Source organism: Cupriavidus sp. 8B (assembly GCF_054589115.1).
In genome coordinates, this window is sequence record NZ_BAAILO010000654.1 from 1 (window position 1) to 26813 (window position 26813).

Consider the following 26813-nt stretch of genomic DNA (forward strand, 5'->3'; position numbering starts at 1 on the left):
GCAGCTCTCGGATCGCGCGTTCACCTCGTATCGTCACCTGGTGTACGACACGCCTGGCTTCAAGGATTACTTCTTCGCCACCACGCCGATCACCGAGATCGCCGACCTCAACCTGGGTTCGCGCCCGGCCTCGCGCAAGCTGATGGACAAGAAGCAGCGCCGCATTGAAGACCTGCGCGCGATTCCCTGGGGCTTTTCCTGGGGCCAGTGCCGCCTGCTGCTGCCGGGCTGGTACGGCTTTGGCAGCGCGGTCAAGGCGCTGCTGGACGAGGCACAGGACGAAAAGTCGCACAAGGCGGCCGTGGCCACGCTGCGCCGCATGGTCAAGACCTGGCCGTTCTTTTCCACGCTGCTATCCAATATGGACATGGTGCTGGCCAAGACCGACCTCGCCGTGGCCTCGCGCTACGCGCAGTTGTGCGAAGACGCCGCGTTGCGCAAGACGGTGTTCGCGCGCATCAGCGCCGAGTGGCACCTGACCTGCGAGATGCTGGCACTGATCACCGGCCGCCAGGAACGGCTGGCCGACAACCCGCTGCTGGCGCGCTCCATCAAGAACCGCTTCGCCTACCTGGATCCGCTCAACCACTTGCAGGTGGAGCTGCTCAAGCGCTACCGCTTGGGCAAGGACGGCGACGACATCCGCGTGCGGCGTGGCATTCACCTGACTATCAACGGGGTGGCGGCGGGCTTGCGCAACAGCGGCTGAACCCGGGTCCATCACAAGTACGCCGCGCGGACCTGTCTTTAGAGCGGGGGCGTGGGGTGTTGCTTCTTCGATCGACGATAGGTGGCCTAGCTGAGTTCAGTCGAAGAAGCGCGCCCGGCGCTTGCCGGGACGTGGGCTGTCCGCGTCCAACCAGCGCCTGATGCTGTGAGAAAGAGACTGACCACTATGTGCGCCGCATCATGCCGGGCCGCGAAGTGTCAGATCTCCGCGATGCTCGCAAACGATTCCCTTCCTTGTACTGAAGCATGACCGCATGCTATCGTTAGCATTGATGAGTTGGACCTGCATGCCGGGGGACGGGACACTGCCGAGCGCGTACGACAGCCAGAATGGTGAACTGAGCGCTCCCTAATGCGTTTCCCAGGTGCCGAGCCAGAAGTCCGGAATCAGCGCCGCGGCGCAATTCCGCGCGGACTAGAGGTAGCGCTGATCGGTGCAAGTGTCCGGCTAATTCGCTCCCTCACAGTTCAGACTCCAAGAAGGACACAGAATGAAAATTGAAACTATCGGCGTCGTGGGTGCCGGCACCATGGGAAGTGGTATTGCACAAATAGCCACACTCGCAGGCCTTCAGGTCATTCTCGTCGACGTGAGTGCACCGGCACTCACTAAAAGCGTGAACTCGCTAAGTACGAGGCTCGATCGCATGGTCCACACAGATCAACTCGACAGACCCTCACGCGAAGCGGCTATGCAACGGTTGGTGGCAAGCACCGACTATCGGAGTCTGGAAGGAGTCGACTTGGTCATTGAAGCCGCGACCGAACGCACTGATCTGAAAATGACCATCCTGCGTGACGTCGAGTCCGCCGTCGCACCCCACGCGATCATTGCATCCAATACCTCCTCGATTTCAATCAATTCCCTGGCTGGGGCGCTGGAAAGGCCTGACAGATTTTTAGGGATTCATTTCTTCAACCCGGTTCCTGTGTTAGCGCTTGTGGAAGTGATCCCCGGCTTGCAGAGCAGCACTGGAACCATCGAATCCGCCTTGCAGTGGGCCAGGCAACTCGGTAAATCGCCGATCACGGTCTTGGATTCGCCGGGCTTCGTTGTCAACAGGCTGCTCATTCCGATGCTGAACGAAGCCTTCTTTGTTCTTGCCGAAGGCGTCACGACAGCAGAAGAAATTGACGCCGGTATGCGTCTTGGGGCAAGCCACACGATCGGTCCGCTAGCGCTTGCGGACCTCATCGGTCTCGACGTCTGCCTCTCTATCATGGATGTACTGCTGAAAGACCTCGGAGATCCGAAATACCGCGCCTGCGCGCTACTTCGGGATTTCGTGGCGGCCGGAAGGTTGGGCCGCAAGACAGGCATGGGGGTCTTTCAGTACAGGGTTTAGCCGTATCCATATGCAAACGATGCTTGAACTGGACAACCGTGCCATCGCATCGGGAATCGATAGGCCGAGTAAAGAGGAAGAGATGAAATGAAAGTTCTTGTTGCAGTCAAAAGAGTGGCCGACGCCAATGTGAAAGTCGGCGTGAAGTCGGATAACACGGACGTCGACCTTGCGAATGTGAAGATGTCGATGAACCCGTTCGACGAGATCGCTGTGGAAGAAGCGGTGCGCCTGAAGGAGGCGGGAATCGCGACTGAAGTAATCGCTGTGTCTGCCGGTGTCACACTGTGTCAGGAGACGCTGCGCACGGCGCTAGCGATCGGCGTGGACCGTGCGGTCCTGATCGAATCGAACGAAGACCTGCAGCCGCTCGCCGTGGCGAAGCTGCTGAAGGCGCTGGTTGACAAGGAAAGGCCGCAACTGATCATCCTCGGTAAGCAGGCCATCGACAACGATTCGAATCAGACCGGCCAGATGCTCGCCGCATTGGCCGGTCTGCCGCAGGCGACCTTTGCTTCGAAGGTGGTTGTTGCCGATGGCAAGGCCGCTGTCACGCGCGAAGTGGATGGTGGCGCAGAAACACTGTCGGTGCTACTGCCAGCCGTGGTGACTGCCGATCTGCGCCTCAATGAGCCGCGCTACGTGACGCTGCCTAGCATCATGAAGGCCAAGAGGAAGACGCTGGAAATCGTGAAGCCAGAAGACCTGGGCGTCGATGTCACACCGCGTCTGAAGACGCTGAGAGTAAGCGAGCCGCCGAAGCGCAGCGCTGGCATGAGGGTCGCCGACGTGACAACGCTAATCGAGAAGCTGAAGACCGAAGCCAAGGTGCTGTAAAAGGAAGACGAAAAAATGACGATCCTGGTAATTGCCGAACACGACAACATATCGCTGAAAGCGGTGACGTTGAACACGATTTCCGCTGCACAGAAGATTGGTGGCCCAATTCACGTGCTTATCGCAGGTCACAACGCAGGAGGTGCGGCGGAGGCGGCTTCAAGCGTTGCAGGCGCAGCAAGGGTTCTGCTAGCCGACGCGCCGCACCTCGAAGCGGGCTTGACCGAAAACGTTGAAGCGACTGTGCTGGCGATTGTGCGAGATCCAGCGAAGGGCTACTCGCACATCCTGGCTCCCGCTACCGCATATGGCAAGAACATCGCGCCGCGCGTGGCGGCAAAGCTCGACGTCGCACAGATTAGCGATATCATCGCTGTCAATTCGGCCGACACGTTCGAGCGGCCAATCTATGCCGGCAACGCTATCGCGACCGTGCAGTCGGCTGACCCGATCAAAGTCATCACTGTTCGCACGACCGGCTTCGACACCGTCGCAGCCGAAGGTAGCAGTGCAGATATTGAGAAGATCGAAGCGGCAGCCGACCGGGGTATTTCGCAGTTTGTGAGTCGCGAAGTAACGAAGCTGGACCGGCCGGAGCTGACGTCGGCCAACATCATCGTGTCGGGAGGCCGGGGCCTGGGCAACGGCGAGAATTACAGGAAAGTGCTGGAGCCGCTGGCGAACCAGCTCAACGCGGCACTAGGTGCCTCGCGCGCCGCAGTCGACGCGGGCTTCGTGCCGAATGACTATCAAGTCGGCCAGACCGGCAAGATCGTCGCGCCGCAACTGTATATCGCAGTAGGTATCTCGGGTGCGATCCAGCATCTGGCCGGCATGAAGGATTCGAAGGTGATCGTCGCGATCAACAAGGATCCGGAAGCCCCGATTTTCAGCGTCGCGGACTACGGGCTCGTGGGAGACTTATTCGGCGTCGTGCCCGACCTTGTACAACAGTTGTCCCAGTCAGTGTGAAAGCCTGCCGCGCGATATCAGCCTTCGCTGCTGGCGCGCGGTGCCTTTCCATACGCCACGACTGCCGGAGTTCCGCCAATACCGTTACTTTCCCCGGACTTTCATCAGATAAGGTCCGTTGACTGACTCCTAGATAGGCGAGTCAGCCGGTTCAACCAGCGCCGATTCGACTTGTCGCGTGCTGCCCCGAACAATGAGCGCTGCGGGCGAAATCGACGTATAAGGCGTAGAAGTGAAAGTGTTCTGTTTGATGTGATGCACGAACCAGAGGCCGCACGCGGTTGCCAGGTCGTTGACAGGAAGGCCGACGGTAGTAAGCCCCGGGCCCCACCAGCGAAATCCCAACTCGTCGCCAAAGCCGACGACAGATAGCTGCTCGGGAGCACGAACGCCTTGCGCCGTTAGCTCCTCGAGAACACCTTGGGTGATTTGCACCGAGCCCGCAACGATGGCTGTTGGCGGCGTACTCATCGACAGCAAACTCCGTGTGGCCTCGCGGCCGAAGTCCACGGATGACGGGGCACCGAGTTGCACAAATTGCGGGACAACCGCTTCATCCCGCGGCAGTGCCTTATGGTAGCCTTTGAGACGAGCTGAACCGGTTGGCAAATCGTCTGTCCCTCCAACGTATCCAATACGACGGTGTCCAAGCTGCACGAGATGACTCGTGGACTCGTATATCGCCTCGGTATCGTCGATGCCGAACCACTGATCGCCAAGGGCCGCATGTCTGCGCAGAAGCTGGATATGCGGCAGCATTTTGAGGAGCCTCACGGACTCCGGATGTGGCCGCGCCGTCGGCACGATGATGATGCCTGCAACGTTGGCACTGGACAGTTCGCGGATGTGATGCAGTTCAACCAGCCGGTCGTCGTCGGTCTCCGACAACGTAAGGTGAAAGCCGCCGCCTTCGAGACATTTTGACAGTGCGTGGGCAATGGTCGAGTAGAAGCCATTGCGAATATCTGGCAGGACCAAACCGACCAGGTTGCTTTGGACTCCCCGCATCATTCGCGCGGCGAGATTAGCAACGTAGCCCATTTCATTCGCGACCGCAGTGACCTTCTGTTTGGTGGATCCACTGATTCTCGGATCATCGGCAAGCGCGCGTCCCACCGTCGAGGGGGAAACATTCAAGCGGGCGGCGATGTCTTTGATGGTGACCATGAACGTTCCAGTGCTGAGTATTTTGTATAACGATAGCACGGACAACGACGTCGGCAAAAGCGTGGACCCGTGCCTCGTTGGCGCAGGAACTGGGGGCAGCAGGTTCAGGAGGCTGCGGACTCGCTCCGCCAGTGCTACCGATAGCATCAATCCAGACCCATTTTGATCGCGGGCTTCCTCTGCCCGTCGTCGAATCCACCTACCTCCGCGCAAGGGCCGTGCGCCCGTTTGCCTTGGTTGACGGACGCTGCGAGCGCCGGAACCGCCACGCAGCGATGCTCGCAACCACCTTGCAGCACGCAAGGCAGGAAGCGTGGAAATCGCATAGAGCAACGCTCTACGGAAATCTTCGTCTCCCCTCGTTCACATTAGATCCCTCGCAGTACCGCTCTCTCCACTTGATGCTAACGTGAGCACATTAAATTAAAGACCTTTTCTTGACCATATCGATATCTAGTGCTAACGTTAGCGTAAATATTTCGCAGCGAGATTAAGCCCAGTCGAGCACTTTGAAGCTTATTGATACCCGTTCTCCGAAAGACCAATAAGAGCGACAAACCGCCCCAACCCGAGGCACCGATAAGGACGATTTCACGATGCGATCCGACTGTGCCAGCCACACTCACGCGATCTCGTCACTGCGAACGCAGAGGAGACTGAAATGCATATTAGCGAAGGATCTTTGCGATATCTGGTCGATAAGTGGTTCGGCAGGACTGCGTTCTCATCGTTACAGGTAACTCGCGTTTGTTCGGCACGGCCAGGCAGAAACCATTGCGTGCTGGTCGAGCTTCCGCGCTCCGACAATCCGGTGGCCATCTTCTTCTTTCGCCACGATGACGGAACCTGGTGCGTTTTTCCGCCGGAGGCCAAACGCGCCTCGCGAGCGATGCCCAATTGTTAGAGACGAGTGCGGCACATTCCTCTGCGCACCTTTACGGCACCTGCACAAGAGCATCATCCCCAACGGCGTGCGAGTCGAGTACGACTTGGATGGAGACGCCACTGAGGCTATCCACTGCTAACGATTGCATTTTGCTCATGCAGTCTTGACTGGCCAATTCATCACGTACTAAACTTTTATGTGCGAACGTTAGCATTAATAAATTAGGCGACCTGCCGGTTCGCGCGCTCGACTTCTGAGCGGTCGGATAGCCCTGCTTTCCCGCACCCAGCCATCGTCACGACTACGTGGCAGCAAAAAATACACTTCAATGGAGACTCTTTCATGATTGCTTTCCAACATGACGCTAGCTACGAGCGCAAGACGCTCGTGCTGCTGGGCATAGGCTTCGGGCTGCTCGGATTCGACCGGTGGCTGATGGCGCCGCTGTTTCCGCACATGATGCACGAACTGGGGCTGAACTATTCTCAGTTGGGAAGCCTGATTGGAGTACTCGGCGTTGCGTGGGGACTGTGGTCGATCGTGATGGGCTCCCTGTCGGACCGCATCGGCAGAAAGAAGATTCTCGTGGTCACGATGATCGCCTTCTCGTTGCTCTCGAGCCTGTCAGGACTTGCCACCGGCTTTATGAGCCTCATGTTGCTGCGTGGTGTGATGGGCGTGGCCGAAGGGGCCTTTACGCCAGCGAGCATTGCCGCCAACAGCGAAGCATCACCACCGGCACGCCGCGGACTGAATCAAGGCCTGCAGTTGAGCATGTTGCCGCTCATGGGACTTGGCTTCGCGCCGATCGTGGCAACGCAGTTGTTGCAGGTCGTCCCCTCCTGGCACTGGGTATTCGCGATCTCCGCCGTGCCGGGCTTGATTGTGGCCGTCCTGATCTGGCGCAACCTGCACGACCGCAGCGTCCCCGAATCGGTAGTGGCCCAGGCGCCTGCTGCCAGGCCGCGCTGGACCGACCTGCTGGCTAGCCGCAACGTGATTGTTGCTACCGCCGCGATCCTCTGCGCCATGAGCGGGATCTTTGTGATCGGCGCCATGGTGCCAACCTATCTGGTCGCCGTACTGCATCTGGATACACGCAGCATGGGCTTCGTCGCCTCGGCTGTCGGCTTCGGAGGCTTTCTTGGCTCGTTTGGCGTGGCCGGCATCTCGGATTACATCGGCCGCCGGCTCACCGCGCTGATCGGTTTCGTCACGGCCGCCGTGCTTCTGTACTTCTTCTCGTGCACCGGGCCCAATCCGCAAGTGCTGTTCGCCCTGCTGTTCGGCGTGGCGATGTTCTCGATCGGACTGCTGAGTTTGCTCAGCGGCCCAGTGGCGACTGAAGCAGCACCCGTGGGGCTTGTGGCATCGACCATCGGTTTCGTCTCAGGTGTGGGTGAAACCTTCGGCGGCGGCGTGGCACCTGTGATAGCGGGTTTTGTGGCCCAGCATTTCGGCCTAGCGCGAACCCTCGACTTTGCGCTCTGCAGCCTCATTGTCGGTGCAGTCATCGCGCTGTTCCTTGTCGAAACCGCACCGCGTCGACGCTCGACCAGTGTCTCGACTGGCGAAGCCGGATGCAACGAAATCGCCGCCGCCATCCCCCGCAAGGCTGACGCCTCGCTCTAGTGAGATCGCTAGGAAGACGATGTCTTGGACATTTCGATCCACACATGCGCAGATCTGTTGAATAGCATCAAGGGAAAGGCTGATTCAATCAAGATGACAGTCATTGCCGAGAGGCAATTTAAGCATGGTCGTATGGTGCCCCGGAAGACGAGATGGATGGCTACGCCGCCAAAAATCGCGCTCAGGCTGATTTCGCTCCCCGCATCGTGGAAATCCGATACCAGCTGGGCGGGCAGAGAGCCCAACCCAGACGGCTCCCGTGCGTGCCAACACCAGCGTTTTGTTTCACTTTCGACCGACTCCTGAACCGATTCGCCCAACGATATGACAAGCTCAAACACCGTCGACCTGTCGACAGATCGCCCCAACCGCGAATTCATGCGCTATGACGTTGTGATCGTCGGCGGTGGCCCAGCTGGCCTGTCCGCAGCGATCCGGCTCAAGCAGCGCGCCGCGCAGAACGGCGTCGAACTCGGCGTCTGCGTGCTCGAAAAGGGTTCGGAGATCGGGGCGCATATTCTCTCCGGCGCGGTAATGGACCCGCGTGCTCTCGATGAACTGATTCCCGACTGGAAGAAAAAAGGTGCGCCTCTCACCGTGCAGGTCACCGAAGATCGCTTCCTGTTTCTGTCGGAGACAAGCGCGAAGGCCGTGCCGAACTGGGCCCTGCCCGACAATTTAAAGAACCACGGCAACTACGTGATCAGCCTTGCGAATGTCACACGCTGGCTAGGCCGGCAGGCCGAGGCTCTGGGCGTCGAGATCTTCCCGGGCTTTCCAGCGGCCGAAGTGCTCTACAACGACGACGGCTCTGTCAAAGGCGTCGCAACCGGCAATATGGGCGTCGGCAAGAACGGCGAGCCAACCGAGTATTTCCAGCTGGGCATGGAACTGCATGCAAAGTACACGCTGTTCTGCGAAGGGGCACGCGGCCATCTGGGTCGGCAGCTTTCAGACAGACTCAAGCTGCGCGAGGCTTCTGATCCGCAGGTGTACGGTATTGGCATCAAGGAGCTGTGGCAGGTCGATTCGGCGAAACATAAGCCCGGCCTCGTGATCCACACCGCAGGCTGGCCGCTTGACAACGCCACTTATGGCGGCTCGTTCCTATATCACATCGACAACAATCAGGTGATGGTCGGCTTTGTGGTCGGCCTCGGCTATTCGAATCCATACCTGTCGCCGTTCGAGGAGTTCCAGCGCTACAAGACACATCCATCGATCCGCACGTTTCTCGAAGGCGGTAAGCGCTTGTCGTACGGCGCACGCGCTATCACCGCGGGCGGACTGCAGTCGCTGCCGAAGCTTGTGTTCCCCGGCGGCGCGCTGGTCGGCGACAACGCGGGCTTTCTGAACGCATCGCGAATCAAGGGCAGCCACGCAGCGATCAAGACCGGCATGCTCGCCGCCGAGGCAGCGTTCGACGCAGTTCGGGCCGGCCGCGAAAACGATGAACTCGCTGCGTACCCGAAGGCATTCAAGACATCGTGGCTACATGCCGAACTGTATCGCGCACGCAACTTCAAGCAGTGGATGAGCAAGGGCCTTTACCTCGGTACGCTGATGGTCGGCATCGAGCAAAAGCTCTTGGGCGGCAACGTCCCGTGGACACTGCGTCACCAGCACTGGGACCACGAGATGCTAAAGCCGGCGTCGCAGTGCGAGCCAATCGAGTATCCCAAGCCAGACGGCAAACTGACCTTCGACCGGCTCTCCTCGGTGTTCATCTCGAACACGAACCACGAGGAAAACCAACCGGCGCATCTGACTCTGAAAGACGCATCGGTCCCGGTGAATGTAAACCTCCGCACCTATGCAGGGCCCGAAAGCCGCTACTGCCCGGCTGCCGTCTACGAGTTCATGAAGGGCGACGACGGCGGCGAGCGCCTTGTGATCAACGCGCAGAACTGCGTGCATTGCAAGACCTGCGACATCAAGGACCCGACACAGAACATCGTGTGGGTCACGCCGGAAGGCGGCGGGGGACCAAACTATCCGAACGTGTAAGGCCCTGGTGCCGACTCTTACAAATCTTCTGAACCCGTATAAGCGCGATCCTTATCATGTCCCCCGTACTGGTGAATGTCTCTGCTGCCGGCTGCTCCCCCTTTCCCGCGTTGCTCTTCGAAAACCAGGTGCTGGCACTGACTCATTGGCAGTCCCTTGGCCTGCAGGGCACAAGTTCGATTGCGGCGTTTCTCGATAACTGGGCCGGCAATTCGGAAGTGCTCAAGCAGCAATGCAACGCAGAAACCATGCAGAAGGCGCTCATCAAATGTGGGGCTCCTGTCGCCGCGTTTCATCTGCATGAGCCCGTTGCTCCGCGGCAAGTCTATTGCACGATCGGCAACTACCGCAGCCAGATCGTGCAATCCGCCCTTGACGCCGACGACGGGCCTCAGGGGCCGCAAGCGCTCGCCCGGCGCGAGGCAGCGCTCACTGCCATCGAGACCCGGCGCCGCGACGGTGCGCCCTACATATGCCTGAAAGGAGCGACTTGCGTGTCCGGCCCGTACGGGCAGCTGCCAGTCGAGGCTGGAATGTCGACCCTTGACTGGGAGGCCGAGGTCGGAGTCGTTATCGGGCGCCCCGCGCACAACGTTGATGTAGCACGCGCGCTCGACTGCATTGCCGGCTATTGCGTGGTCAACGACATTACGCTTCGAGACAGCGTGTTCCGGCAGGACGCTCCGACGCTAGGTGCGGACTGGCTACAGTCCAAGTCCCGCAGGGGCTGGTTGCCTACTGGGCCATGGCTCGTACCCGCGTGGGACATCGATGATCCATCTGCGCTTCGCCCCTGGCTTCGCCTTAACGGAGCCTTGATGCAGGACGGTGTCGTCAACGACATGATTTTCAGCATCGCGGAACAGATCGCATATCTGTCGACATACACCCCGCTCCAGCCAGGAGACCTTATCTGCACCGGCACGCCTGCGGGCCTGGGAGGCCACCATGGCCGATATCTGCGCGTCGGAGACGTCATCGAAGCGGGCGTCTCTGGTCTTGGCTCTCAACGGGTTACATGCACGGATTGAGTACTACATTTTTTGCCACCAAGCGAACGAAGAGGAAATCATGTCTGGTACCGTATTGCTTACTGACTTTGCCTGGCCCGACGATGCCATCGAGCGCCGGGTTATCGAATCGGCCGGCTTCCAGCTTGCCACAGGGCCGGCATCCGCCGCGCCGGAATCCACGATCGATGCACTCGTCGAACAGTATCAGCCGGATGCGATCATGACCTGCTGGGCACCCGTGTCGTCCGCAGCTATCCAAGCCTGCCCAGGACTGAAGGTTGTAGCCCGCTTGGGGGTAGGACTCGACAATATTGCGGTGGAGACCGCGACGGCACACGGCGTCTGGGTGACCAACGTGCCAGACTACTGCGTCTCGGAGGTCTCCGACCACGCGGTAGCCTTTGCGCTTGCATGGACGCGTGGGATCATCAGCTACGATCGCGAAGTTCGCTCGGGGCGCTGGAATCCCGCCAGCGCAAACCTCAAACGCCTGGCAAACATGACGTGCGGGATCATCGGCTACGGTCGCATCGGTCACGCTACCGCATCGAAACTGAACGCGTTTGGTTGCCGCGTTCTTTCCCATACGTTGTATCCCCAAACCGACGTCCCCAACGTCCAGTTTGTCGGGTTGGAGGACCTGTTGGCCGATAGCGACATCGTGATCGTACACGTCCCGTTGACCGACTCGACATATCACCTGATCAACCGGTCCAGCCTTGCGCTGATGAAGCCAGGCAGCCTGCTGATCAACGTGAGTCGGGGTGGCATCGTTGACACCGACGCAGTGGTCGAGGCGCTTCAGTCAGGAAGACTGTCGGGCGCAGCGCTGGATGTGCTCGAGACCGAACCGATCGTGCCACAGGCACTGTTATCGTGTGAAGGCGCGATGCTGACCCCGCATGTGGCATTCTCTTCAGATGCGTCACTCGCGGAACTACGACGGCGCGCAGCGGAAGAAGTGGTTCGTGTGCTCAGGGGCTTCCCGCCGGCGCAGCCGTGCAACCAGCCCCAGCGCGCCAAGCCGATTCCGGACAACTGATGTAGATGAAAGCAGCTGCATCGTACCGGTCCTGCGATGTCGAATTCAGCACGCATTCCGTTTTCCTGACCAACGGTGTACGCGAGGACTGGATAGCTCCCGACAAATCGCATGGCTCAAATCGAAGCGCCTGTCTTCGTCAAGAAAGAGCCGAGACTGCAGCGGCACTTTCAGACGGACTTCCACCTGAAGCACATACTTGAAGTGGCCGCTGCAGCACACCGCTGATTCAACTACTTGGGCGATATGAATACCTCTGAAATAAGCTCCCTTTCTAACGCCGAACAAACGGCACTGGTTTCCTTCCTGATATCCCAGGGCCTCATGGTTGGAGGCGAAGCACTATCGTCCAGCCGACTGACCGGCGGCGTGTCGTCCGATATCTGGAAAATCGAACTCCCGGGTCGCACGCTTTGCGTCAAACGTGCGCTGGGCAGACTCAAGGTCGCCGCAGACTGGGAGGCCCCGTTGACACGCAACGCCTATGAATGGGCATGGCTGCAGTTCGCCTTCGAGCACGCACCTGACAATGTGCCGCGTCCGATCGCCCGGGACGCGGACGCCGGACTCTTCGCCATGTCGTTCCTGCCCCCCGCGACGTACCCCATCTGGAAAACTCAACTAATGGAGGGCATAGTGCAGCCGTCGGTAGCAGGCGACGTCGGCGTTGTCCTCGGTCGGCTGCACGCTGCCAGCGCGGCACGCCCGGACCTCGCAGCCAAGTTCGACTCGGTGGAGATTTTTCATGCGCTCCGCCTCGAACCCTATCTTGTCGCGACGGCGACGAAGAACATCAACGTAGCGGATGCACTACTAGCGCTTGCACAGCGCACTCGCAACGCGAGCCTCGCACTGGTTCATGGCGACGTGAGCCCGAAGAACATCCTCCTCGGACCGAAAGGTCCAGTTTTCCTTGACGCAGAATGTGCCTGGTACGGTGATCCCGCGTTCGACCTCGCGTTCTGTCTGAATCATCTCCTGCTGAAGTGCCTGGTGCAACCGGACGCCCTTGACGCGTTGATCGAGTCCTTCAAGACATTGACCGAACGCTATCTTCATCAGGTCTGCTGGGAACCGGTTGCTGAACTCGAGGGGCGCGCGGCGAGCCTCCTGCCTGCCCTGCTACTGGCCCGTATCGATGGGAAATCGCCAGTCGAGTACATCACCCGCGAGGAGCATAAAGCCCTGGTTCGCATGACAGCCTATGATTTTCTGCAAAAGCCGGCTTCGCGATTGATGGACATTGCAGAGGGTTGGCGCATCGCATTGACGCGCTCACGCTGAACCCCAGCGTCAACACGCCCTCTCCGCTCAGCCATTCGGGCAGGGTCAAGGGAACCTGATGGCGCGCCAACCCCAGAGTGCTGCTCCTACTTTTCCGTAGAGAGTTCCGCAATGACATTAGCGCATAGCCGCTTTCCGTATGCCCTGACCCTTGGTCAGGCTCTCTCCGGCATCTCGGTGTCCTGGTCGATATGAACTTGACGAATTCCAATGAGGCCTTATCAGGGCTTCGCGTTCTTGACCTCTCACGCGTACTGGCTGGGCCGTGGGCAAGTCAGTTGCTAGCTGATTTTGGCGCTGACGTCGTGAAGGTCGAGCGTCCTCATACCGGGGACGATACTCGTGCCTGGGGCCCCCCCTGGCTCGAAGACGCACAAGGAGAGTCGACCAATCAGTCAGCCTACTACCTCAGTGCCAATCGAAACAAACGCTCTATCACCGTTGACATGGCTCGTCCTGAAGGCCAGCAGCTCATCCGGACGCTTGCGAGCTATGCAGATGTGGTCATCGAGAACTTCAAAGTCGACGGACTTCGGCAATATGGACTTGACTACGACTCTCTTTCGGCGACCAATCCGCGCCTCATCTATTGCTCGGTTACCGGATTCGGCCAGACTGGACCATCAGCGCCGCGCGCGGGTTATGATTTTTTGATCCAGGGAATGGGCGGTTTGATGAGCATCACCGGCCGCCCCGATGAAGAGGACGGCGGTGGACCGGTCAAGGTCGGTGTTGCAGTGACCGATGTGATGACTGGCCTGTACGCCACAGTAGCAGTGCTCAGCGCCCTTGCTTTTCGCGACAGAACAGGTAAGGGACAGCACATCGACCTGGCACTGCTGGACGTGCAGATCGCCTCTCTCGCTAATCAAGCGTCGAATTACCTGGTTGGCGGGTCTGCTCCCCGTCGCATGGGCAACGCTCATCCCAACATCGTTCCCTATCAGGACTTCCCCACTGCTGATGGCCATATGATCATCGCCGTTGGCAACGACGGACAGTTCCAGAGTTTCTGCAGGGTCGTGGGTCATCCCGAGTGGGCTGAAGAGCAGGCATTCAAAACGAACCCCGAGCGCGTGAAGAACAGGGCAAGGCTGGTCGGGTTGGTTAACACGGTCACCGTCAAACGCTCGACGGCGGAATGGGTCGTCCTGATGGAGAGCGCAGGTGTTCCATGCGGTCCTATCAACACACTGGACAAGGTTTTCGACGATCCACAGGTACGAGCTCGCGGAATGAGGATTGAGATGGACCATTCTGAGGCCGGGACCGTTCCCCTGATTGCGAATCCAATCCGGATGTCCGAGAGTCCGGTGGTCTATCGGCGCGCGCCTCCCACACTTGGCGAGCACACGTGCGAAGTGCTGCGATCGTGGCTAAGAATGGGAGAAGACGAGGTACAGGCGCTGCGCGAACTCGGGGTCGTGTAGCCCCTTCAGACTTGTTACGCAACTATGACTTCTCTCTTCATCCTATCTCGCCAAAACACCATTCGTGCGCATAAAGCACGCTGGTTTCGGCGCGCGCTACTAATTGTCGCCACCATGCAAGCAACGAATGCAATGCCAGCCGACCCTACGCTAGCCCCCAGCGGAACATTGCGAGCTGCTTATATTGTCGCAAACGTGGCGCAAGCTCGACGCGACAGCACCACGGGGGCAATCACTGGGGTGATCGTGGACATAACTCAGGAGCTCGGGCGCCAGGCTAACGTGCCCGTGGCCATTGTGCCGCTGCCGACTGCTGCCTCCGTTCTGGAAGCGGTGCAAAACGGAAGCGTGGATATCGGCTTCGTGGCGCCCAATGCCGAGCGTTCTGGAGTGCTCTTTTCGCAGACATATATGCAGGTGCAGCAAAGTGCGTTAGTCCGTGCGGACTCGCCACTGAAGTCGGTGCGGGAGCTTGATCGCATAGGCCAAACGATTGGTGTGAACACCGATGACACCGTCGGGGTCTGGTTACAGCAACACCTGAAGTCCGCTACGCTACTTGCCACCCCGGATTACACACTGCAAACTGCCTTCCTGTGGCTCCATGAAGGAAGTGTGGTTGCTTTCGCTGGCGGTCGACAACGCTTAGCTTCCCGCGCTCATGCCGAAGCGGGCCTGCGAATGCTGCCTGACAACTTGTACGGAGTGCCACAGGCAATTGCTGTGCCATCGGACAGGAATGACCGCCTAACCTTGGTCAATGCCGCGCTCAGCTCAATGCGAGAGAGCGGCTTTCTTGTGAACTCCGTGAAGCGAAGTGGAATCGAGGGACTCGCTGTGGCGCCAGAGAACGTATCTGACCAGTAGCTGGCGACGCCGACTGTGTAGACGCGATCGCTGCAGTTGACCGACCATTTGCATGATGGGCATGTGCCCGGATCGTTCCCGCGATAGGCGATCAAGGACACCATCCCTTCAATTCATCGAACTGATCATCCAGCGTCCTTGTTCCGCAAGGGCGCGCCTCGACGATCTACCCGCTAGATTTCAAGCTCGCTATACTCGAACAGACTCGCGTTCTCGGTGCCTCGGTTACGGTAGTGGCGCGTGAGAACGGGATCAACGCCAATGTCGTCTTCGGGTGACGCAAGCTGCTATGGGAAGGCCGTCTCATATCTGGTCCGGCGGAGCTGACCACGCTGGTGCCGGAGTTTGTTACGGACCCGATGGCGAGTTCAGTATTAGCTAATCCGCCGAGCGGAGATGTGGCCAACCCTCGCTGGGGAGCTATTATTCGCATCGAACTGGCGCGCCGGCGCTTCGCCTGGCCACGAACCGATGGCGGTATCACCGCGCTCACCACAAGCGCCAAACTCGGCGTACCCCTATTGATGCTTGCATAAATGATGACATCACCACAACTCGGGCATCTGGTCGTCGACAGCTCGGGCCGGATGGCGGGGAGACCCCATACCCCACAACTCGGATCTCCTACGCGTAGTTCAAAAGCTATGCCGGATTCCAATCATCGTGCCAAATTGCGATCCACCTGGCGCCGGATTCGAACCGGGGGCTCCTACACTTACTGATTGGGCAAGTTGGCCACTGTTATTAATATGCCCGATAGTGGCATAGACAGACGTTCTTTTTGAGAAATTATAGGTACCTCGCAACGTATACAAGAAGGCGTGGTTATCACTGTTCCGATAGTCAAGATAGTATAATTCCCCTGACAGAGTGATGGCTGGAGTGATTTCGTAGGCTGCTCCCGTGTACCAGAGATTGCTTCTCGGTGTCGAACTACCCCCGTTATTTCGAAGTATAACCCCCGTGCCCAACTTGGCATTACCTAGCAAAGCGTATGCCCCCAACGCCAGTCGTTTATCTGCAATACTGCTGCGGGTTAGTCCATTGGGTGCGCCGGTGCCGCCTCTCATGACGTCGTATGCCGCGGAAATTCCCCAGGATTTTTGTTCGTAGAGAAGGAGCGCAGACCATTGCTGGCATGCCTTCACGTCTGAAGGGTTCTCTCCAGCGCAGTTAGCGTTAGTTGTGCCGGGAGCCAATGCGCTATCACGCCCGAAGCTGTAGGTGCCACCGATTGTCAGTCCACCGAATGTCCCCTTGTAGGAGATCGCGTTGTCAACCCTGGGATTCGAAAGATAGGGGTCGAGAGCGCCCGATCCGTATATGTTTGCACCCAAGATATCGGTATCTAGTGTGCCCCAAAAAATCATGGAGTACTGCCGTCCGAACGCGACTTGTCCCCAAGGCCCGGAGAGGCCGACTAGCGCTTGCCGGCCGAACAGGCGGCCGCCCTGACCAGAGCTTCCTGCATCTGGGGCAAAGCCGGATTCGAGAACAAAAATGCTCTTGAGGCCGCCACCCAGATCTTCAGTCCCGCGCATGCCCCATCGTGAGGGTGTTGTCCCGGTATTTGAAGGAACACGAAATAGACTATCCTTACTGGCACCCACATTGCTTACATACTCCACGCCGCTATCTACAACACCATACAAGGTGACAGATTGGGAAAATGCTGAAGCAGGGAAGATTGCCGTTGCCAAGAATGCAAATTTCCATTTTTTCATTTTGTCTCACTCCTTGCCATTAATTTGTTTTTATAATTAAACACCGTTAAATACGGGACTTACTTTTACCCGACAATCCTCCACTTCATGTTGCAATTAACAATTACTTTCTCGCCACGCAACTTAACCTCTCGAGACTACGGCTCGACCGGGAACACGCTAACCGGGTCCGATCAATGATTTGCTCCTCGATCGCCCGCCGCGATTTCCGATAGGTTGACCAGCATCGGGACGGATCTTTGGATTTTTTATCGCTCCACTACTGGTTAGGAATGGAACGCCGCTCCGTCTCATTTTCATGCCGCTTGGACATCATGCGCGGCAGCATGGAAATCAGTGAATCACTCCGATCGATAAAATGATTTTTCATCGCCATGAGCACATGGCCGCATACGAGTACCGCAGTCGTGTATGCGAACGTCATATGGATCAGTTTAAGAATTGGCGTCAATTCCGGGGCTTTCGCCATAAGCGGTGGCAAATAGAAGAGCCCGGCAACGGGGATCTTGTATCCGGCGGCAGAGCTCCATAGCCAGCCAGAAACGGGAAGCGAAAACATGCAGATATAAAGCAGCAGATGTCCGACACCAGCGGCAGCACGCTCGAACCTGGGGACGTCGCGCGACATTGGCGGCGCCCCGTGTATCAATCGCCATGGGATTCTCGCTGCCAGCAGGAACAGGGTAACTGCGGCGATTGACTTGTGCAGCATAATGCTGTCGACCTGGATCTTTTGCGGCAAACTCAGGGTGCTGGAGTAATAGCCAGTGGCCCAGGCGGTAACGATCAGCACAGCCATCGCCCAATGAAGCACCTTAGCGAGGGACGTGTATTGTCTCTTTTTCATTTCTGTCTCCTTCCATGGTCCTAACCGCTTTCTTTGCCGCTTCTATTTTTCACATCCTGGTTGAAATACCAGTCCAGCATGAACCATCCTAATCTCGATAGAGATTCAGGATTTTTTGCAGGTTATTCTGGATCAGATAGATCAGCAGGAATCGAAAGCTGATTAAGAAATAGAGATTTCCTCAAATCCTGCTGGACTCCCGAGTCCAGCAGGATGATTCCCGAGCTGATTAAGGAATCACGACGTAGTTACTAAACCCGCCATCGCGGTCCTTAAGCCCCGATATCGCCTCATTGACATCCGCGAGCGGGAAACAACGGCTCTCAAGGTATGAGAGATCAATGGTGCCTGTGCGCACCATTTCCGCCATCTCCTGTCCCTGCGCGGTCGTGAACCAGTTCGATCCGATTAGCTGGATCTGCTCGTCCATCAACCACTTGACGTCAATAGGAAGTTCCTCTGCGACGCCTCCCACGTTGACGATCTTGCCGCCGCGCCGCACGCCCTTCATCGAGTCGAGCATGGTGGCCGCAGGTGCCTTCGCGCCCAGTGCACTGATCACGAAATCCACACCCTCGCCTCCCGTTCGGGATTTCGCCCACTCGCCCGTTGACGTTTCGCCGAGCTGGATTACTTCGATACGATCCGGCGCAAGCGCTTTAACGCGCTTTAACAACCGCTCGTCCCGACCGGTACCCAGAATCTTGGACAGACCCATGGCGAGACCAAGCACCGTAGACGCAACCCCGAGTGTTCCAGTGATGCCGTCGATCAGTGCGACTTGTCCCGGCCCTGCACCGGCGTTCTTGAGCGCACCGTAGGATGTGCCGAGATAGCCGAATCTGCCCGCCTGTTCGAAAGTGAGGTTATCCGGAATGTTGACGATGGCGTAATCCGGCGCAGTCATGTATTCCGAGAATCCTCCATAGGGGTATAAATCGAAGATTCGTTGCCCGTCGCGGCTCGTGCTGAAATAGCCGTTGAGCGTGAAGTATCGACAGAAACTGCGCTGCCCCGCCCGACAGGCCGAACACGAACCACATGAACGCAATGGGCTGACGTAGACGCGGTCACCCGGCTTCGCGTTAATGACGGCTTCGCCGACCTCTTCGATGACGCCCGCCGGGTCCAGGCCGAAAATGGCTGGGAACTTCGGCAACGGCTGGTGCGGGAACCACGTCATCCAGTTGTTGATCACGTTCGCCATATTGGGAACGATGCCGCAAGCCTTCACCCGCACCAATACATCATTGGGACGGGGCTTCGGCACCGGAATCGTGTCGAGCGTCATGGGCGTACCGAGGGCATGCAGCCTGGCTGCTACCATTGTCTTTTCCATACTAACCTCTTGCTATCAATTCAATTTGCGCGTGGCAGTGTCGCGATGCCGCGCAAGCCAGCGCAGTTGCATGTCGACAGCCTTGGCTGCCGCGAGACCGGCGCCCTGCCCCTTGGCACACTTGGGTCAGGGGATATCCGCGAGAACCTTCCATACGCGCAACACACAAGGCCGACTGTCGTTGAAGCTCAGCGATATCCTTCTTCGAGCTCGATGTCGAGCGCACCCATGATGCGAACGCCGGAGTTGTACCAGGCAATCGTCAACACCAGCTCGACCAGTTGGCGCTCCGAATGGAAAGCGGCAACTGCATTCCACGTCTTTGCACTGACGTTCACCGCCAGCGTGGACTCTTTAGCGAGTGCCATCACGGCGCGCTCGTGCGCATCGAAGCTCGGCGACTCTTCAAAGTTCGCAACCGCATTCAATTGCTCTTCGCTGATACCGGCCTTCAGCCCGTGCGACTGGTGATGCGCAATTTCATACACCGACCCTGTGCAATGCCCGACGGTAAGGATCGCGAGTTCCCGAAGCTTGGGACTCAACTCCGAGGCGCGCAGCGCGTTTGCGTACGACAGGAATTCGTCAAGAATCAAAGGCGCGTTTGCGAGCGCCCTGAAGATGTTGGCCGTAGGGACTTTCCGCTCGCGTTCCAGCCTGTCGAAAATGGCGTGATCCGCATCACTGCTATCCGAGCGATCAAGGTATTTAACTCGTGCCATGGTTTGCAATCCTCCTCCTACAGTTGTTTGTTTGCCGAAAGCTGTTTCTGGACATAGCTTTCGAGGGTTTCAGGGCTGGGCTTTTCCAGGGGCGGGATGAGCGACGTAGCCTCGAACTTGGTCGCTTCGAAATACCAGCGCGCAGGCGCCGGCAGCCCCCAGCGCACACTGGTACTGAGCTGGGCCGCTTCCCAACGCACCGGCTCGATCTCCGTGTCGATCGTCTGATAGTGGCTGTTGAAAAGCTCGACACGGTGTCCGTCGGGATCACGCAAGTAGACGAAGAGCATGCCGCCCGGGCCGTGCCGGCCCGGGCCGCGTTCGACCTCGGTGCCGTAGCCATAGATACCTGCAAAATCGCACGCCTCGAAAATATTGTGCGACTCCGATACGGTATAAGCGAAGTGATGCAGGCGAGGTCCCTCTCCCTGCACGATCGCCAGATCCAGGCACGTACCCTTGCGGTACATGAACGCACCGAGCAGTTTGTCGCCGTGAGCGAGGTACTCCGAATTCCGAAAGCCGAGGCGGCTGTAGAACTCGCACAGCGCATAGGTGTCGGGAGCGATGATCTGGACGTGATCCAGTCGTTGCGCGTGCGCACCCTTAAACAACTCGCGCTTCAGATATTGCCGTTCGCGCGTCTCCATCGTCGCGCAAAGTTCGATCTTCGTGCCAATCGGATCGGTTACATGCAGCGTGCGATCCTGGTGCTCGACGTCGACCCACTCCGCTGGCAATCCCTCGGCCTTGAAGAAGTGATACGCCGAATCCAGGTCTTCATCAAAAAATACACGGAAGCCTAGTCGCTTGCAGGTTGGCTCGCCGTGAGTCTGCACAAGGACGAGGCTATGGTGGCAGGCCTCCGCCAGTCCGCGCAGGTAGCAGACCTGATCGTCCTCGTCGGAGACGACCAGCCCTACGATATTGACGTAAAACTCACGGCTCTTCGCCAGATCCGCGACATGCAGCACGACATGGCTTGTGCGGGTGATGTTAAAAGGCGGCCGAAGATTGACGCGTGGCAACATACGAACCTCATATTGATGAGTGTTGGAAGAACTGCGCTAACGTTAGCACGATACTAGGATTTAAAGAATAGAATGTCAATCAGGACAACACTTAGCAATGCTTACGTTCGCACAGAATGTTACGAATAGCGAGGGAGGGCTGCAATTTCTGCAGCAAAGGCACCCACCGCATCCAGCAGGAATTTGAGGCTTGCCTCATCAACGAGGCGGCCGCCCTCGATCTTGCCGTACACCCCGGGAATGACGACCTGCGGCCAGACAATGACCCTTGCCAACATACCGGCGAGAACCTCCCGCAGTTGTGCCTGGGCACGCACGCCCCCGGTAAAAGCGGGCGAACTCGTAACGATAAGCACTGGCTTACCCGTCATGGGCGACGCAAAGGCAGGACGCGACGCCCAGTCGAGGGCATTCTTCAGAACACCGGGCATTCCGCAGTTATATTCCGGTGAACACAGGATGACGCCATCGCTTCCTTCAATGGCAGACCTGAATTCCTGAACGGTGCGGGGCACACCTTCCCGCTCGAGGTCCTGGTCATACGGAGGAATACCGTGCAGCGTCAGCACGGACATTTCAATACCGGCTGGCATCGAGTCTTGCAGCGTGTGAAGCACAGAAGTGTTGCTCGACTCCCGGCGCAGGCTTCCTGATATCCCCAACAGGTTAAGGTCTGGCATTGGCGGTTACCTTTTTAAACTGAATCACAACGGGTGCCCGCGACGGCCGCCCGTTCTGCCACCTTCCGTGGCGCATCAATGATGAAATGGCAGGGCGGACCAGCCACTGAAGACGGCCTGCGTTCCAAGTGACTCCTCGATCCTCAGTACTTCGTTCCACTTGGCGGTACGCTCGGAACGGGAGAACGAACCAACCTTGAGCTGGCCGGCATCCCAGCCGATGCTGAGGTGCGCGATCGTCACGTCTTCAGTCTCACCTGATCGGGCGGACACAATCGTGCCAAAACCAGCCTTTTTCCCTGCTATAAGCGCCTCGTGCGCCTCAGTTACCGTGCCTGCCTGGTTCGGCTTGATTAACACCGCGTTGGCATGGCCAGCGGCGGCGGCTCTGGCCACCCGACCAGCATTCGTGACGAGGAAATCGTCCCCGATAATCTGGCATCTCGATCCATACTCTTTTGTGAAAATGCCGAATCCGGCCGGATCGTCTTCCGCCAACGGATCTTCGATTGAGAGGATTGGATAATTGGCCAGCCAGCCGCCAAGCATCTCGACCATGCCTTCCGTGTCCAGGGTGCGTCCGTCCAGGGCAAGCGTGTAGCGGCCGTTGCTGCCAAACTCGGACGCCGCGATGTCAAGCGAAATGCCCACGTCTGAGCCAGGAGCCAGACCTGCATCGGCAATCGCGGATACCAGCGCGTCCAGCGCCTCCTCGTTGCTGTCGAACGCGGGCCAGTACCCGCCCTCGTCTGCAACCCCCTGCAACTTGCCGGCCCTTTTCATCAGCGCGCCGGCCGCTCGGTAGATCTCCGCGGTCCAATCCAGCGCCTCAGCGAAGCTGCTCGCGCCCGGACACATCACCATGAAATCCTGAACATCAACCCGTCTCGCCGCATGAGCACCGCCACCAAAGATCTGGATCTCGGGAAGCGGTATGCGTACCGCCTGGTTGCCGGCCAGGTAGCGCCAGATCGGCGTCCGCGCTGCAGCGGCCGCGGCGTGCAACACGGCCATCGAGGTCGCGACCAGCGCGTTGCCGCCCAGTCGCCCACGATTCACGGTACCGTCCAGTTCCACCATTCCTCTATCAATGGCGGCCTGGCCCGAAGCATCGCGGCCTTTCAGCATGTCCGCAATGTCGCGATTCACTGAAGAGACCGCGTTGGCGACGTCCAGGCCGCCGAAAGAGGCACCGCCATCGCGAAGGTCCAGCGCCTCTGCGCTGCCGGTTGATGCGCCCGCTGGCGCAATGGCACGCCCCGTCACGCCACATGCGAGCGTCACCTCCACCTCAACGGTTGGGCGGCCGCGGGAATCCCACACGCGACGGCCGTGCACGCGGGTGATGGTTGTATCGGTCATACATACTCTCCTGTAGTTGCCTTGATTACCCCGGAAAATCGCATAGTGATGGCCGGTCCGAACGCGTTGGCGATGTGATCCTGCGCAGCGCTATCGCGCTATCTGGTCACGCTCCCTCATGGCACCAATCAGCACGAATGCGACGCTAGCCGCGCGCTCGCTTCTGTTTCTCCATGCATGCCGCGTGCCGTTCTGGACGATGAGATCGTGCTGCCGGAGGTGCGTGACACTACCGTCGTCAAGCTCCAGCCAGATTTCGCCGTCGAGCACGATGCCGTAGTCGATGCTCGGCGTTGCGTGCATTCCGTCCGGCTCGAACAGTTCCGCAAGCCCCGGGCTGATCTTTGCGTTTTCCTGGGAAGCGGCCTGAGGATCGAAGGCTGGCGACGAGAACACACTGTCCGGCGGGAACGTGACGACAAGGAACCGGGTCTCGCCGGCGCCGGGGACGATGCTTCCCACGGCAAGCGTCGGGTCGATGCCATCGAAGGGCAGCAACGACCCCGCTGATGTCGCCCAAACAAGACGGGATACCATTCCTGGGATATGCCGGAAGACGTCTGAACGCGGCGGAGTGTCATCCAACGCCACCTCGGACCCGCCCCCGCCGCTTCCGGTCACTACGCGCCTGACGCCAACCGGCAATCCTGCCTCTTCTTGTGATTCGAATTTCATTGTTGCCTCCATTTCGACCGTTCGTCTGACGGTACGGTCTCCGATAAGCGCAGGTGGGCTGCGCCCGCCGTCGCTGCACATCGACCGGCCCCGCCAGCACCGCATGCTGGTGCGGAGCCTTAACCGGCATCGCAGGTACCACCGCAGCACCCGCAACCATCGAACCATGCGCAATCCAGTTCGCATCGCCGCAAGCCCTGCGCGGCGCAGAAATTGGCTAAAGCTGCCCGAATTCGAGTGAACCAAGAGCCCGTTGTGCCGCTTACACCACAACCGAAGTTGGCTCATTGCATCTGCGATGCCCATCAAAATGCGAACGTTAGCATTAGTTTGCAGCGTGCGGATCATCAAGTCAATAGTGAGCCCCTGCGCAATTGGCATTGACATCTCTGAGATCAATTGCTATCGTTAGCACGATCTACCCAAGTAATGCACCATGAAAATCATTCGATACTTGACCGGCGGCCGTGCTCACTATGGAATCGTTGAGCAGGACGGAAGAATCGATCGACTGGCTGGCTCGCCCCTGCAGGACCTGCAGCGCAGCGGCGAGGTTGACGCGGTCGATGCAGTGCAGATATTGACGCCGATTGAGCGCCCGCGAGTGTTCGGCCTCGGGTACAACTATCGCGCGCACTCACAGGAGGTAGGTAAGGCAAGTCCCGAGATACCGGTGCTTTTCATGAAGCCGAGCACGACGGTCATTGGCCCCGGGGACGGCATTGTCTACCCGCCCGACGGCCAGAATATCCATTTCGAAGGCGAGCTCACCGTTGTGATCGGCAAGGAAGCACGGCACGTATCAGAGCCGGACGCACTCGGCTACGTGCTGGGCTACACATGCGGGAATGACGTCAGCGACCGGGTTCTGCAGCACCGTGAAAGCAAGTTCGGATGTCTGCTCGTCGGCAAGGGCTACGATACGTTCGCACCGATCGGCCCTGTCATTGCCACGGCACTTGATCCGTCGAACCTGAGCATCGTTACTCGGGTAAATGGTGAAGTTCGGCAAGATGGAAACACCGCGGATCTGGTCTTCAACGTTCCGCAGATCATCGCTTACCTCAGCAAGTACATGACGCTGCTACCTGGCGACCTGATCATGACGGGGACTCCCGCTGGCGTCGGCCCCATCAAGGCTGGTGACGCGATTGAAGTGGAAATCGAGGGAATTGGCGTCCTTCGCAACAACGTCATATCCGCTACCGATATCCAGTCCTGAGGCACGATTGGTTTCGGCGATGCCGCTTCCCGGGTCCCTGCTTCTCGAAGACTCGCGTTGTCGATAGCCTTCCGTTGAGATTTTTCTTCGGTTTCTTGTATGCCCGACACCGACTGTGTAGACGTCGATCCTTGGATCGCACCCCGTCGGCGGCGACCTCGATGCTGGACATACGAACTGTCGGAGTCGGTACTGCGCAACGCGATCCGGACCTGGTGCCGAAGCACCCGCTACTGGACCTGCCTGGTGGATGGTGCCCCGCGCGTGGATCTGACGGGGCGGTCGGCGGGACACGTTGCCGCCACAGAGGCCTCGGGTTCCTTGCACGCCGCCAGGACGGCACTCCCGAATTCCGCGCTGTGGCGTCGGCGAGGCAAGCTTCTGAAGTCCATAGACGTCCATCGAATTTAGATGCACGCCATCTTCCCGAGTCCAGTCGGCAAGATCAACGTGTGATGAATGGCCGCTTACACCGAGCTCGCCCAAAGCGTATCCCCCACTGAACAGAATGGGCGCGTCGGCAGTGTCTCCTTTGAAGCGAGCGACGTAGCCTGTCGGCTGGCCCGGCACTTCAATCACGTAAACTAGCGGCCCAGACCATCGAGTCGATCACCTGCACGCAGATGCTGCACCGGCTCCGGATCGTGCAGATCAGCACCAACCCGACAGTCCGACGATACGCCAAAGCGCGTAGCCAGGTACGTCAAGTACCCAATCGCCCCGAGCCGGCACGCTGACGAGCCCGCCCCACCTCAAAACGAGCGCGGCATGCCGAGGACATGCTCACCAACGTAGGACAGGATCAGGTTCGTCGAGATCGGTGCCACCTGATACAGACGGGTTTCGCGGAACTTTCGTTCAACGTCATACTCTGCGGCGAATCCAAAGCCACCGTGGTACTGCAGGCAGGCGTTCGCCGCCTCCCACGAGGCATCGGCGGCCAGCAGCTTCGCCATGTTCGCTTCGGCCCCGCATGATTCGTGCGCATCAAACAGCTTCGCGGCATTGAAGCGCATCAGGCTTGCGGCCTCCACGTTGACAAACGCCTTCGCGATCGGAAACTGCACGCCTTGATTCTGCCCGATGGGCCGACCGAACACGATCCGCTCGTTGACGTACTTCGTGACCTTGTCGATGAACCAATAGCCATCGCCGATGCACTCTGCGGCAATCAGCGTGCGCTCGGCGTTCAGGCCGTCGAGAATGTACTTGAAGCCCTTGCCTTCCTCCCCGATCAGGTTCTCGACCGGGATTTCCAGGTTGTCGAAGAACAGCTCGTTGGTCTCATGATTGACCATATTGAGGATGGGCTGGACCGTCATGCCGTTGCCAATGGCTTCCCGCAGGTCCACCAGGAAAATCGACATGCCCTCCGACTTCTTCTCGCACTCGGCGAGAGGAGTCGTCCGCGCCAGCAGGATCATCAGGTCTGAGTGCTGCACTCGCGAGATCCAGACCTTCTGCCCGTTGACGACATACTTGTCTGCCTTGCGCACGGCGGTCGTCTTGATCTTGGTGGTGTCCGTGCCGGTGGTCGGCTCCGTCACGGCCATGGACTGCAGGCGCAGGGCGCCACTCGCGATCTTCGGCAGATACTCTTTCTTCTGTGCGGCCGAGCCGTGGCGCAGTAGCGTGCCCATGTTGTACATCTGGCCGTGACATGCGCCAGAGTTTCCGCCGGAGCGATTGATCTCCTCCATGATTACCGAGGCTTGCGTCAGGCCAAGGCCGGAACCGCCGTACTCTTCGGGAATCAGCGCCGCCAGCCAGCCCGCATTGGTCAGCGCATTCACAAACTCTTCGGGATAGCTGCGCTGCTCGTCGATCTGGCGAAAGTACTCCGCAGAGAACTGGCTGCACAGATCCCTGACCGCCTCACGAATTTCCTGGTACTCATCAATCTTGTTCAGCATCAACGCTCTCCAATTCGATTTGTTTTGATTAGCCGAGTTCGGCCGTTGCGCTCATCGCGAGCGAACCGTCGGCCTGCCTAATCCAC

At 58.7% G+C, this 26813-nt stretch carries 23 protein-coding genes; 13 read left to right on the plus strand and 10 right to left on the minus strand.

Annotation, left to right across the window (positions count from 1 at the left end; genetic code table 11):
- The 4 genes from ACYP5B_RS52335 to ACYP5B_RS52350 all read left to right on the plus strand — a co-directional run.
- Window positions 1-709: phosphoenolpyruvate carboxylase (locus ACYP5B_RS52335; RefSeq protein WP_459575364.1), on the plus strand; the 709-nt coding region annotated here is incomplete at its 5' end.
- A gap of 511 nt (window positions 710-1220) precedes the next feature.
- Window positions 1221-2075 (plus strand): 3-hydroxyacyl-CoA dehydrogenase NAD-binding domain-containing protein, encoded by an 855-nt coding sequence (locus tag ACYP5B_RS52340; RefSeq protein ID WP_459575365.1) that lies wholly within the window; start codon window positions 1221-1223, stop codon window positions 2073-2075.
- A gap of 87 nt (window positions 2076-2162) precedes the next feature.
- Entirely contained in the window at window positions 2163-2912 is a 750-nt protein-coding gene (locus ACYP5B_RS52345; protein ID WP_459575367.1) for an electron transfer flavoprotein subunit beta/FixA family protein, read from the plus strand.
- A gap of 15 nt (window positions 2913-2927) precedes the next feature.
- Window positions 2928-3884: an electron transfer flavoprotein subunit alpha/FixB family protein gene (locus ACYP5B_RS52350; protein WP_459575369.1), complete on the plus strand. Its 957-nt coding sequence runs from the start codon at window positions 2928-2930 to the stop codon at window positions 3882-3884.
- 129 nt (window positions 3885-4013) lie between these two features.
- Here the strand turns inward: ACYP5B_RS52350 and ACYP5B_RS52355 are convergent, their stop codons facing one another.
- Entirely contained in the window at window positions 4014-5051 is a 1038-nt protein-coding gene (locus tag ACYP5B_RS52355; RefSeq protein WP_459575371.1) for a LacI family DNA-binding transcriptional regulator, read from the minus strand.
- Window positions 5052-6279: 1228 nt separating this feature from the next.
- On the opposite strand from ACYP5B_RS52355, the gene ACYP5B_RS52360 reads away from it, so the two are divergent.
- The 7 genes from ACYP5B_RS52360 (at window position 6280) to ACYP5B_RS52390 (ending at window position 15212) form a co-directional block, all read left to right on the plus strand.
- The gene (locus tag ACYP5B_RS52360; RefSeq protein ID WP_459575372.1) at window positions 6280-7569 is read left to right on the plus strand and encodes an MFS transporter; all 1290 of its coding nucleotides are present in this window, start codon (window positions 6280-6282) and stop codon (window positions 7567-7569) included.
- Window positions 7570-7893: 324 nt separating this feature from the next.
- A complete protein-coding gene (locus tag ACYP5B_RS52365; RefSeq protein WP_459575374.1) occupies window positions 7894-9576 on the plus strand; it encodes an electron transfer flavoprotein-ubiquinone oxidoreductase in 1683 nt (560 codons plus the stop codon).
- A gap of 56 nt (window positions 9577-9632) precedes the next feature.
- Window positions 9633-10607 carry a fumarylacetoacetate hydrolase family protein gene (locus ACYP5B_RS52370; protein ID WP_459575375.1) on the plus strand — a complete coding sequence of 325 codons (975 nt, stop codon included), beginning with the start codon at window positions 9633-9635 and terminating at the stop codon, window positions 10605-10607.
- On the plus strand, window positions 10525-11631 hold the full coding sequence (locus ACYP5B_RS52375; RefSeq protein ID WP_459575377.1) for a C-terminal binding protein: 1107 nt from the start codon (window positions 10525-10527) through the stop codon (window positions 11629-11631). The genes ACYP5B_RS52370 and ACYP5B_RS52375 overlap by 83 nt, the downstream gene beginning before the upstream one ends.
- Before the next feature lie 246 nt (window positions 11632-11877).
- Entirely contained in the window at window positions 11878-12915 is a 1038-nt protein-coding gene (locus ACYP5B_RS52380; RefSeq protein WP_459575378.1) for a phosphotransferase family protein, read from the plus strand.
- Window positions 12916-13106: 191 nt separating this feature from the next.
- Entirely contained in the window at window positions 13107-14345 is a 1239-nt protein-coding gene (locus ACYP5B_RS52385; protein ID WP_459575379.1) for a CaiB/BaiF CoA transferase family protein, read from the plus strand.
- Between the two features lie 24 nt (window positions 14346-14369).
- The gene (locus ACYP5B_RS52390) at window positions 14370-15212 is read left to right on the plus strand and encodes a transporter substrate-binding domain-containing protein (protein ID WP_459575380.1); all 843 of its coding nucleotides are present in this window, start codon (window positions 14370-14372) and stop codon (window positions 15210-15212) included.
- A 635-nt stretch (window positions 15213-15847) separates the two neighbouring features.
- Here the strand turns inward: ACYP5B_RS52390 and ACYP5B_RS52395 are convergent.
- From ACYP5B_RS52395 to ACYP5B_RS52430, 8 genes are all read right to left on the minus strand, one after another.
- Complete coding sequence (locus ACYP5B_RS52395) at window positions 15848-16936, minus strand: porin (RefSeq protein ID WP_459575381.1); 1089 nt, start codon at window positions 16934-16936, stop codon at window positions 15848-15850.
- Between the two features lie 259 nt (window positions 16937-17195).
- On the minus strand, window positions 17196-17783 hold the full coding sequence (locus ACYP5B_RS52400; RefSeq protein WP_459575382.1) for a cytochrome b: 588 nt from the start codon (window positions 17781-17783) through the stop codon (window positions 17196-17198).
- Between the two features lie 229 nt (window positions 17784-18012).
- Complete coding sequence (locus ACYP5B_RS52405) at window positions 18013-19122, minus strand: alcohol dehydrogenase catalytic domain-containing protein (protein WP_459575383.1); 1110 nt, start codon at window positions 19120-19122, stop codon at window positions 18013-18015.
- A 188-nt stretch (window positions 19123-19310) separates the two neighbouring features.
- Window positions 19311-19844, minus strand: coding sequence for a carboxymuconolactone decarboxylase family protein (locus tag ACYP5B_RS52410; RefSeq protein WP_459575384.1), 534 nt, complete (start codon window positions 19842-19844; stop codon window positions 19311-19313).
- A 17-nt stretch (window positions 19845-19861) separates the two neighbouring features.
- A complete protein-coding gene (locus tag ACYP5B_RS52415) occupies window positions 19862-20875 on the minus strand; it encodes a VOC family protein (RefSeq protein WP_459575386.1) in 1014 nt (337 codons plus the stop codon).
- Between the two features lie 119 nt (window positions 20876-20994).
- On the minus strand, window positions 20995-21555 hold the full coding sequence (locus ACYP5B_RS52420) for an NADPH-dependent FMN reductase (protein ID WP_459575388.1): 561 nt from the start codon (window positions 21553-21555) through the stop codon (window positions 20995-20997).
- A gap of 75 nt (window positions 21556-21630) precedes the next feature.
- A complete protein-coding gene (gene eno, locus ACYP5B_RS52425; RefSeq protein ID WP_459575390.1) occupies window positions 21631-22917 on the minus strand; it encodes a phosphopyruvate hydratase in 1287 nt (428 codons plus the stop codon).
- A gap of 90 nt (window positions 22918-23007) precedes the next feature.
- On the minus strand, window positions 23008-23592 hold the full coding sequence (locus ACYP5B_RS52430; protein ID WP_459575391.1) for a cupin domain-containing protein: 585 nt from the start codon (window positions 23590-23592) through the stop codon (window positions 23008-23010).
- A gap of 436 nt (window positions 23593-24028) precedes the next feature.
- Here ACYP5B_RS52430 and ACYP5B_RS52435 point away from each other — a divergent pair, with 436 nt between their 5' ends.
- Window positions 24029-24814 carry a fumarylacetoacetate hydrolase family protein gene (locus tag ACYP5B_RS52435; RefSeq protein WP_459575393.1) on the plus strand — a complete coding sequence of 262 codons (786 nt, stop codon included), beginning with the start codon at window positions 24029-24031 and terminating at the stop codon, window positions 24812-24814.
- A 99-nt stretch (window positions 24815-24913) separates the two neighbouring features.
- Window positions 24914-25225, plus strand: coding sequence for a ProQ/FINO family protein (locus ACYP5B_RS52440; protein ID WP_459575395.1), 312 nt, complete (start codon window positions 24914-24916; stop codon window positions 25223-25225).
- 341 nt (window positions 25226-25566) lie between these two features.
- Here ACYP5B_RS52440 and ACYP5B_RS52445 read toward each other — a convergent pair whose 3' ends face one another.
- Window positions 25567-26727 carry an acyl-CoA dehydrogenase family protein gene (locus tag ACYP5B_RS52445; protein WP_459575399.1) on the minus strand — a complete coding sequence of 387 codons (1161 nt, stop codon included), beginning with the start codon at window positions 26725-26727 and terminating at the stop codon, window positions 25567-25569.
- Window positions 26728-26813 lie beyond the last annotated feature (86 nt).

Coding starts and splice junctions, on each gene's coding strand:
- ACYP5B_RS52385 (WP_459575379.1), top strand. CDS start 13,107: ATGAACTTGACGAATTCCAATGAGGCCTTATCAGGGCTTCGCGTTCTT.
- ACYP5B_RS52420 (WP_459575388.1), bottom strand. CDS start 21,555: ATGCCAGACCTTAACCTGTTGGGGATATCAGGAAGCCTGCGCCGGGAG.
- ACYP5B_RS52410 (WP_459575384.1), bottom strand. CDS start 19,844: ATGGCACGAGTTAAATACCTTGATCGCTCGGATAGCAGTGATGCGGAT.
- ACYP5B_RS52400 (WP_459575382.1), bottom strand. CDS start 17,783: ATGAAAAAGAGACAATACACGTCCCTCGCTAAGGTGCTTCATTGGGCG.
- ACYP5B_RS52415 (WP_459575386.1), bottom strand. CDS start 20,875: ATGTTGCCACGCGTCAATCTTCGGCCGCCTTTTAACATCACCCGCACA.
- ACYP5B_RS52365 (WP_459575374.1), top strand. CDS start 7,894: ATGACAAGCTCAAACACCGTCGACCTGTCGACAGATCGCCCCAACCGC.
- ACYP5B_RS52350 (WP_459575369.1), top strand. CDS start 2,928: ATGACGATCCTGGTAATTGCCGAACACGACAACATATCGCTGAAAGCG.
- ACYP5B_RS52440 (WP_459575395.1), top strand. CDS start 24,914: ATGCCCGACACCGACTGTGTAGACGTCGATCCTTGGATCGCACCCCGT.
- ACYP5B_RS52375 (WP_459575377.1), top strand. CDS start 10,525: ATGGCCGATATCTGCGCGTCGGAGACGTCATCGAAGCGGGCGTCTCTG.
- ACYP5B_RS52430 (WP_459575391.1), bottom strand. CDS start 23,592: ATGAAATTCGAATCACAAGAAGAGGCAGGATTGCCGGTTGGCGTCAGG.
- ACYP5B_RS52445 (WP_459575399.1), bottom strand. CDS start 26,727: ATGCTGAACAAGATTGATGAGTACCAGGAAATTCGTGAGGCGGTCAGG.
- ACYP5B_RS52395 (WP_459575381.1), bottom strand. CDS start 16,936: ATGAAAAAATGGAAATTTGCATTCTTGGCAACGGCAATCTTCCCTGCT.
- ACYP5B_RS52340 (WP_459575365.1), top strand. CDS start 1,221: ATGAAAATTGAAACTATCGGCGTCGTGGGTGCCGGCACCATGGGAAGT.
- ACYP5B_RS52390 (WP_459575380.1), top strand. CDS start 14,370: ATGACTTCTCTCTTCATCCTATCTCGCCAAAACACCATTCGTGCGCAT.
- ACYP5B_RS52435 (WP_459575393.1), top strand. CDS start 24,029: ATGAAAATCATTCGATACTTGACCGGCGGCCGTGCTCACTATGGAATC.
- ACYP5B_RS52345 (WP_459575367.1), top strand. CDS start 2,163: ATGAAAGTTCTTGTTGCAGTCAAAAGAGTGGCCGACGCCAATGTGAAA.
- ACYP5B_RS52360 (WP_459575372.1), top strand. CDS start 6,280: ATGATTGCTTTCCAACATGACGCTAGCTACGAGCGCAAGACGCTCGTG.
- ACYP5B_RS52370 (WP_459575375.1), top strand. CDS start 9,633: ATGTCCCCCGTACTGGTGAATGTCTCTGCTGCCGGCTGCTCCCCCTTT.
- ACYP5B_RS52355 (WP_459575371.1), bottom strand. CDS start 5,051: ATGGTCACCATCAAAGACATCGCCGCCCGCTTGAATGTTTCCCCCTCG.
- ACYP5B_RS52405 (WP_459575383.1), bottom strand. CDS start 19,122: ATGGAAAAGACAATGGTAGCAGCCAGGCTGCATGCCCTCGGTACGCCC.
- eno (WP_459575390.1), bottom strand. CDS start 22,917: ATGACCGATACAACCATCACCCGCGTGCACGGCCGTCGCGTGTGGGAT.
- ACYP5B_RS52380 (WP_459575378.1), top strand. CDS start 11,878: ATGAATACCTCTGAAATAAGCTCCCTTTCTAACGCCGAACAAACGGCA.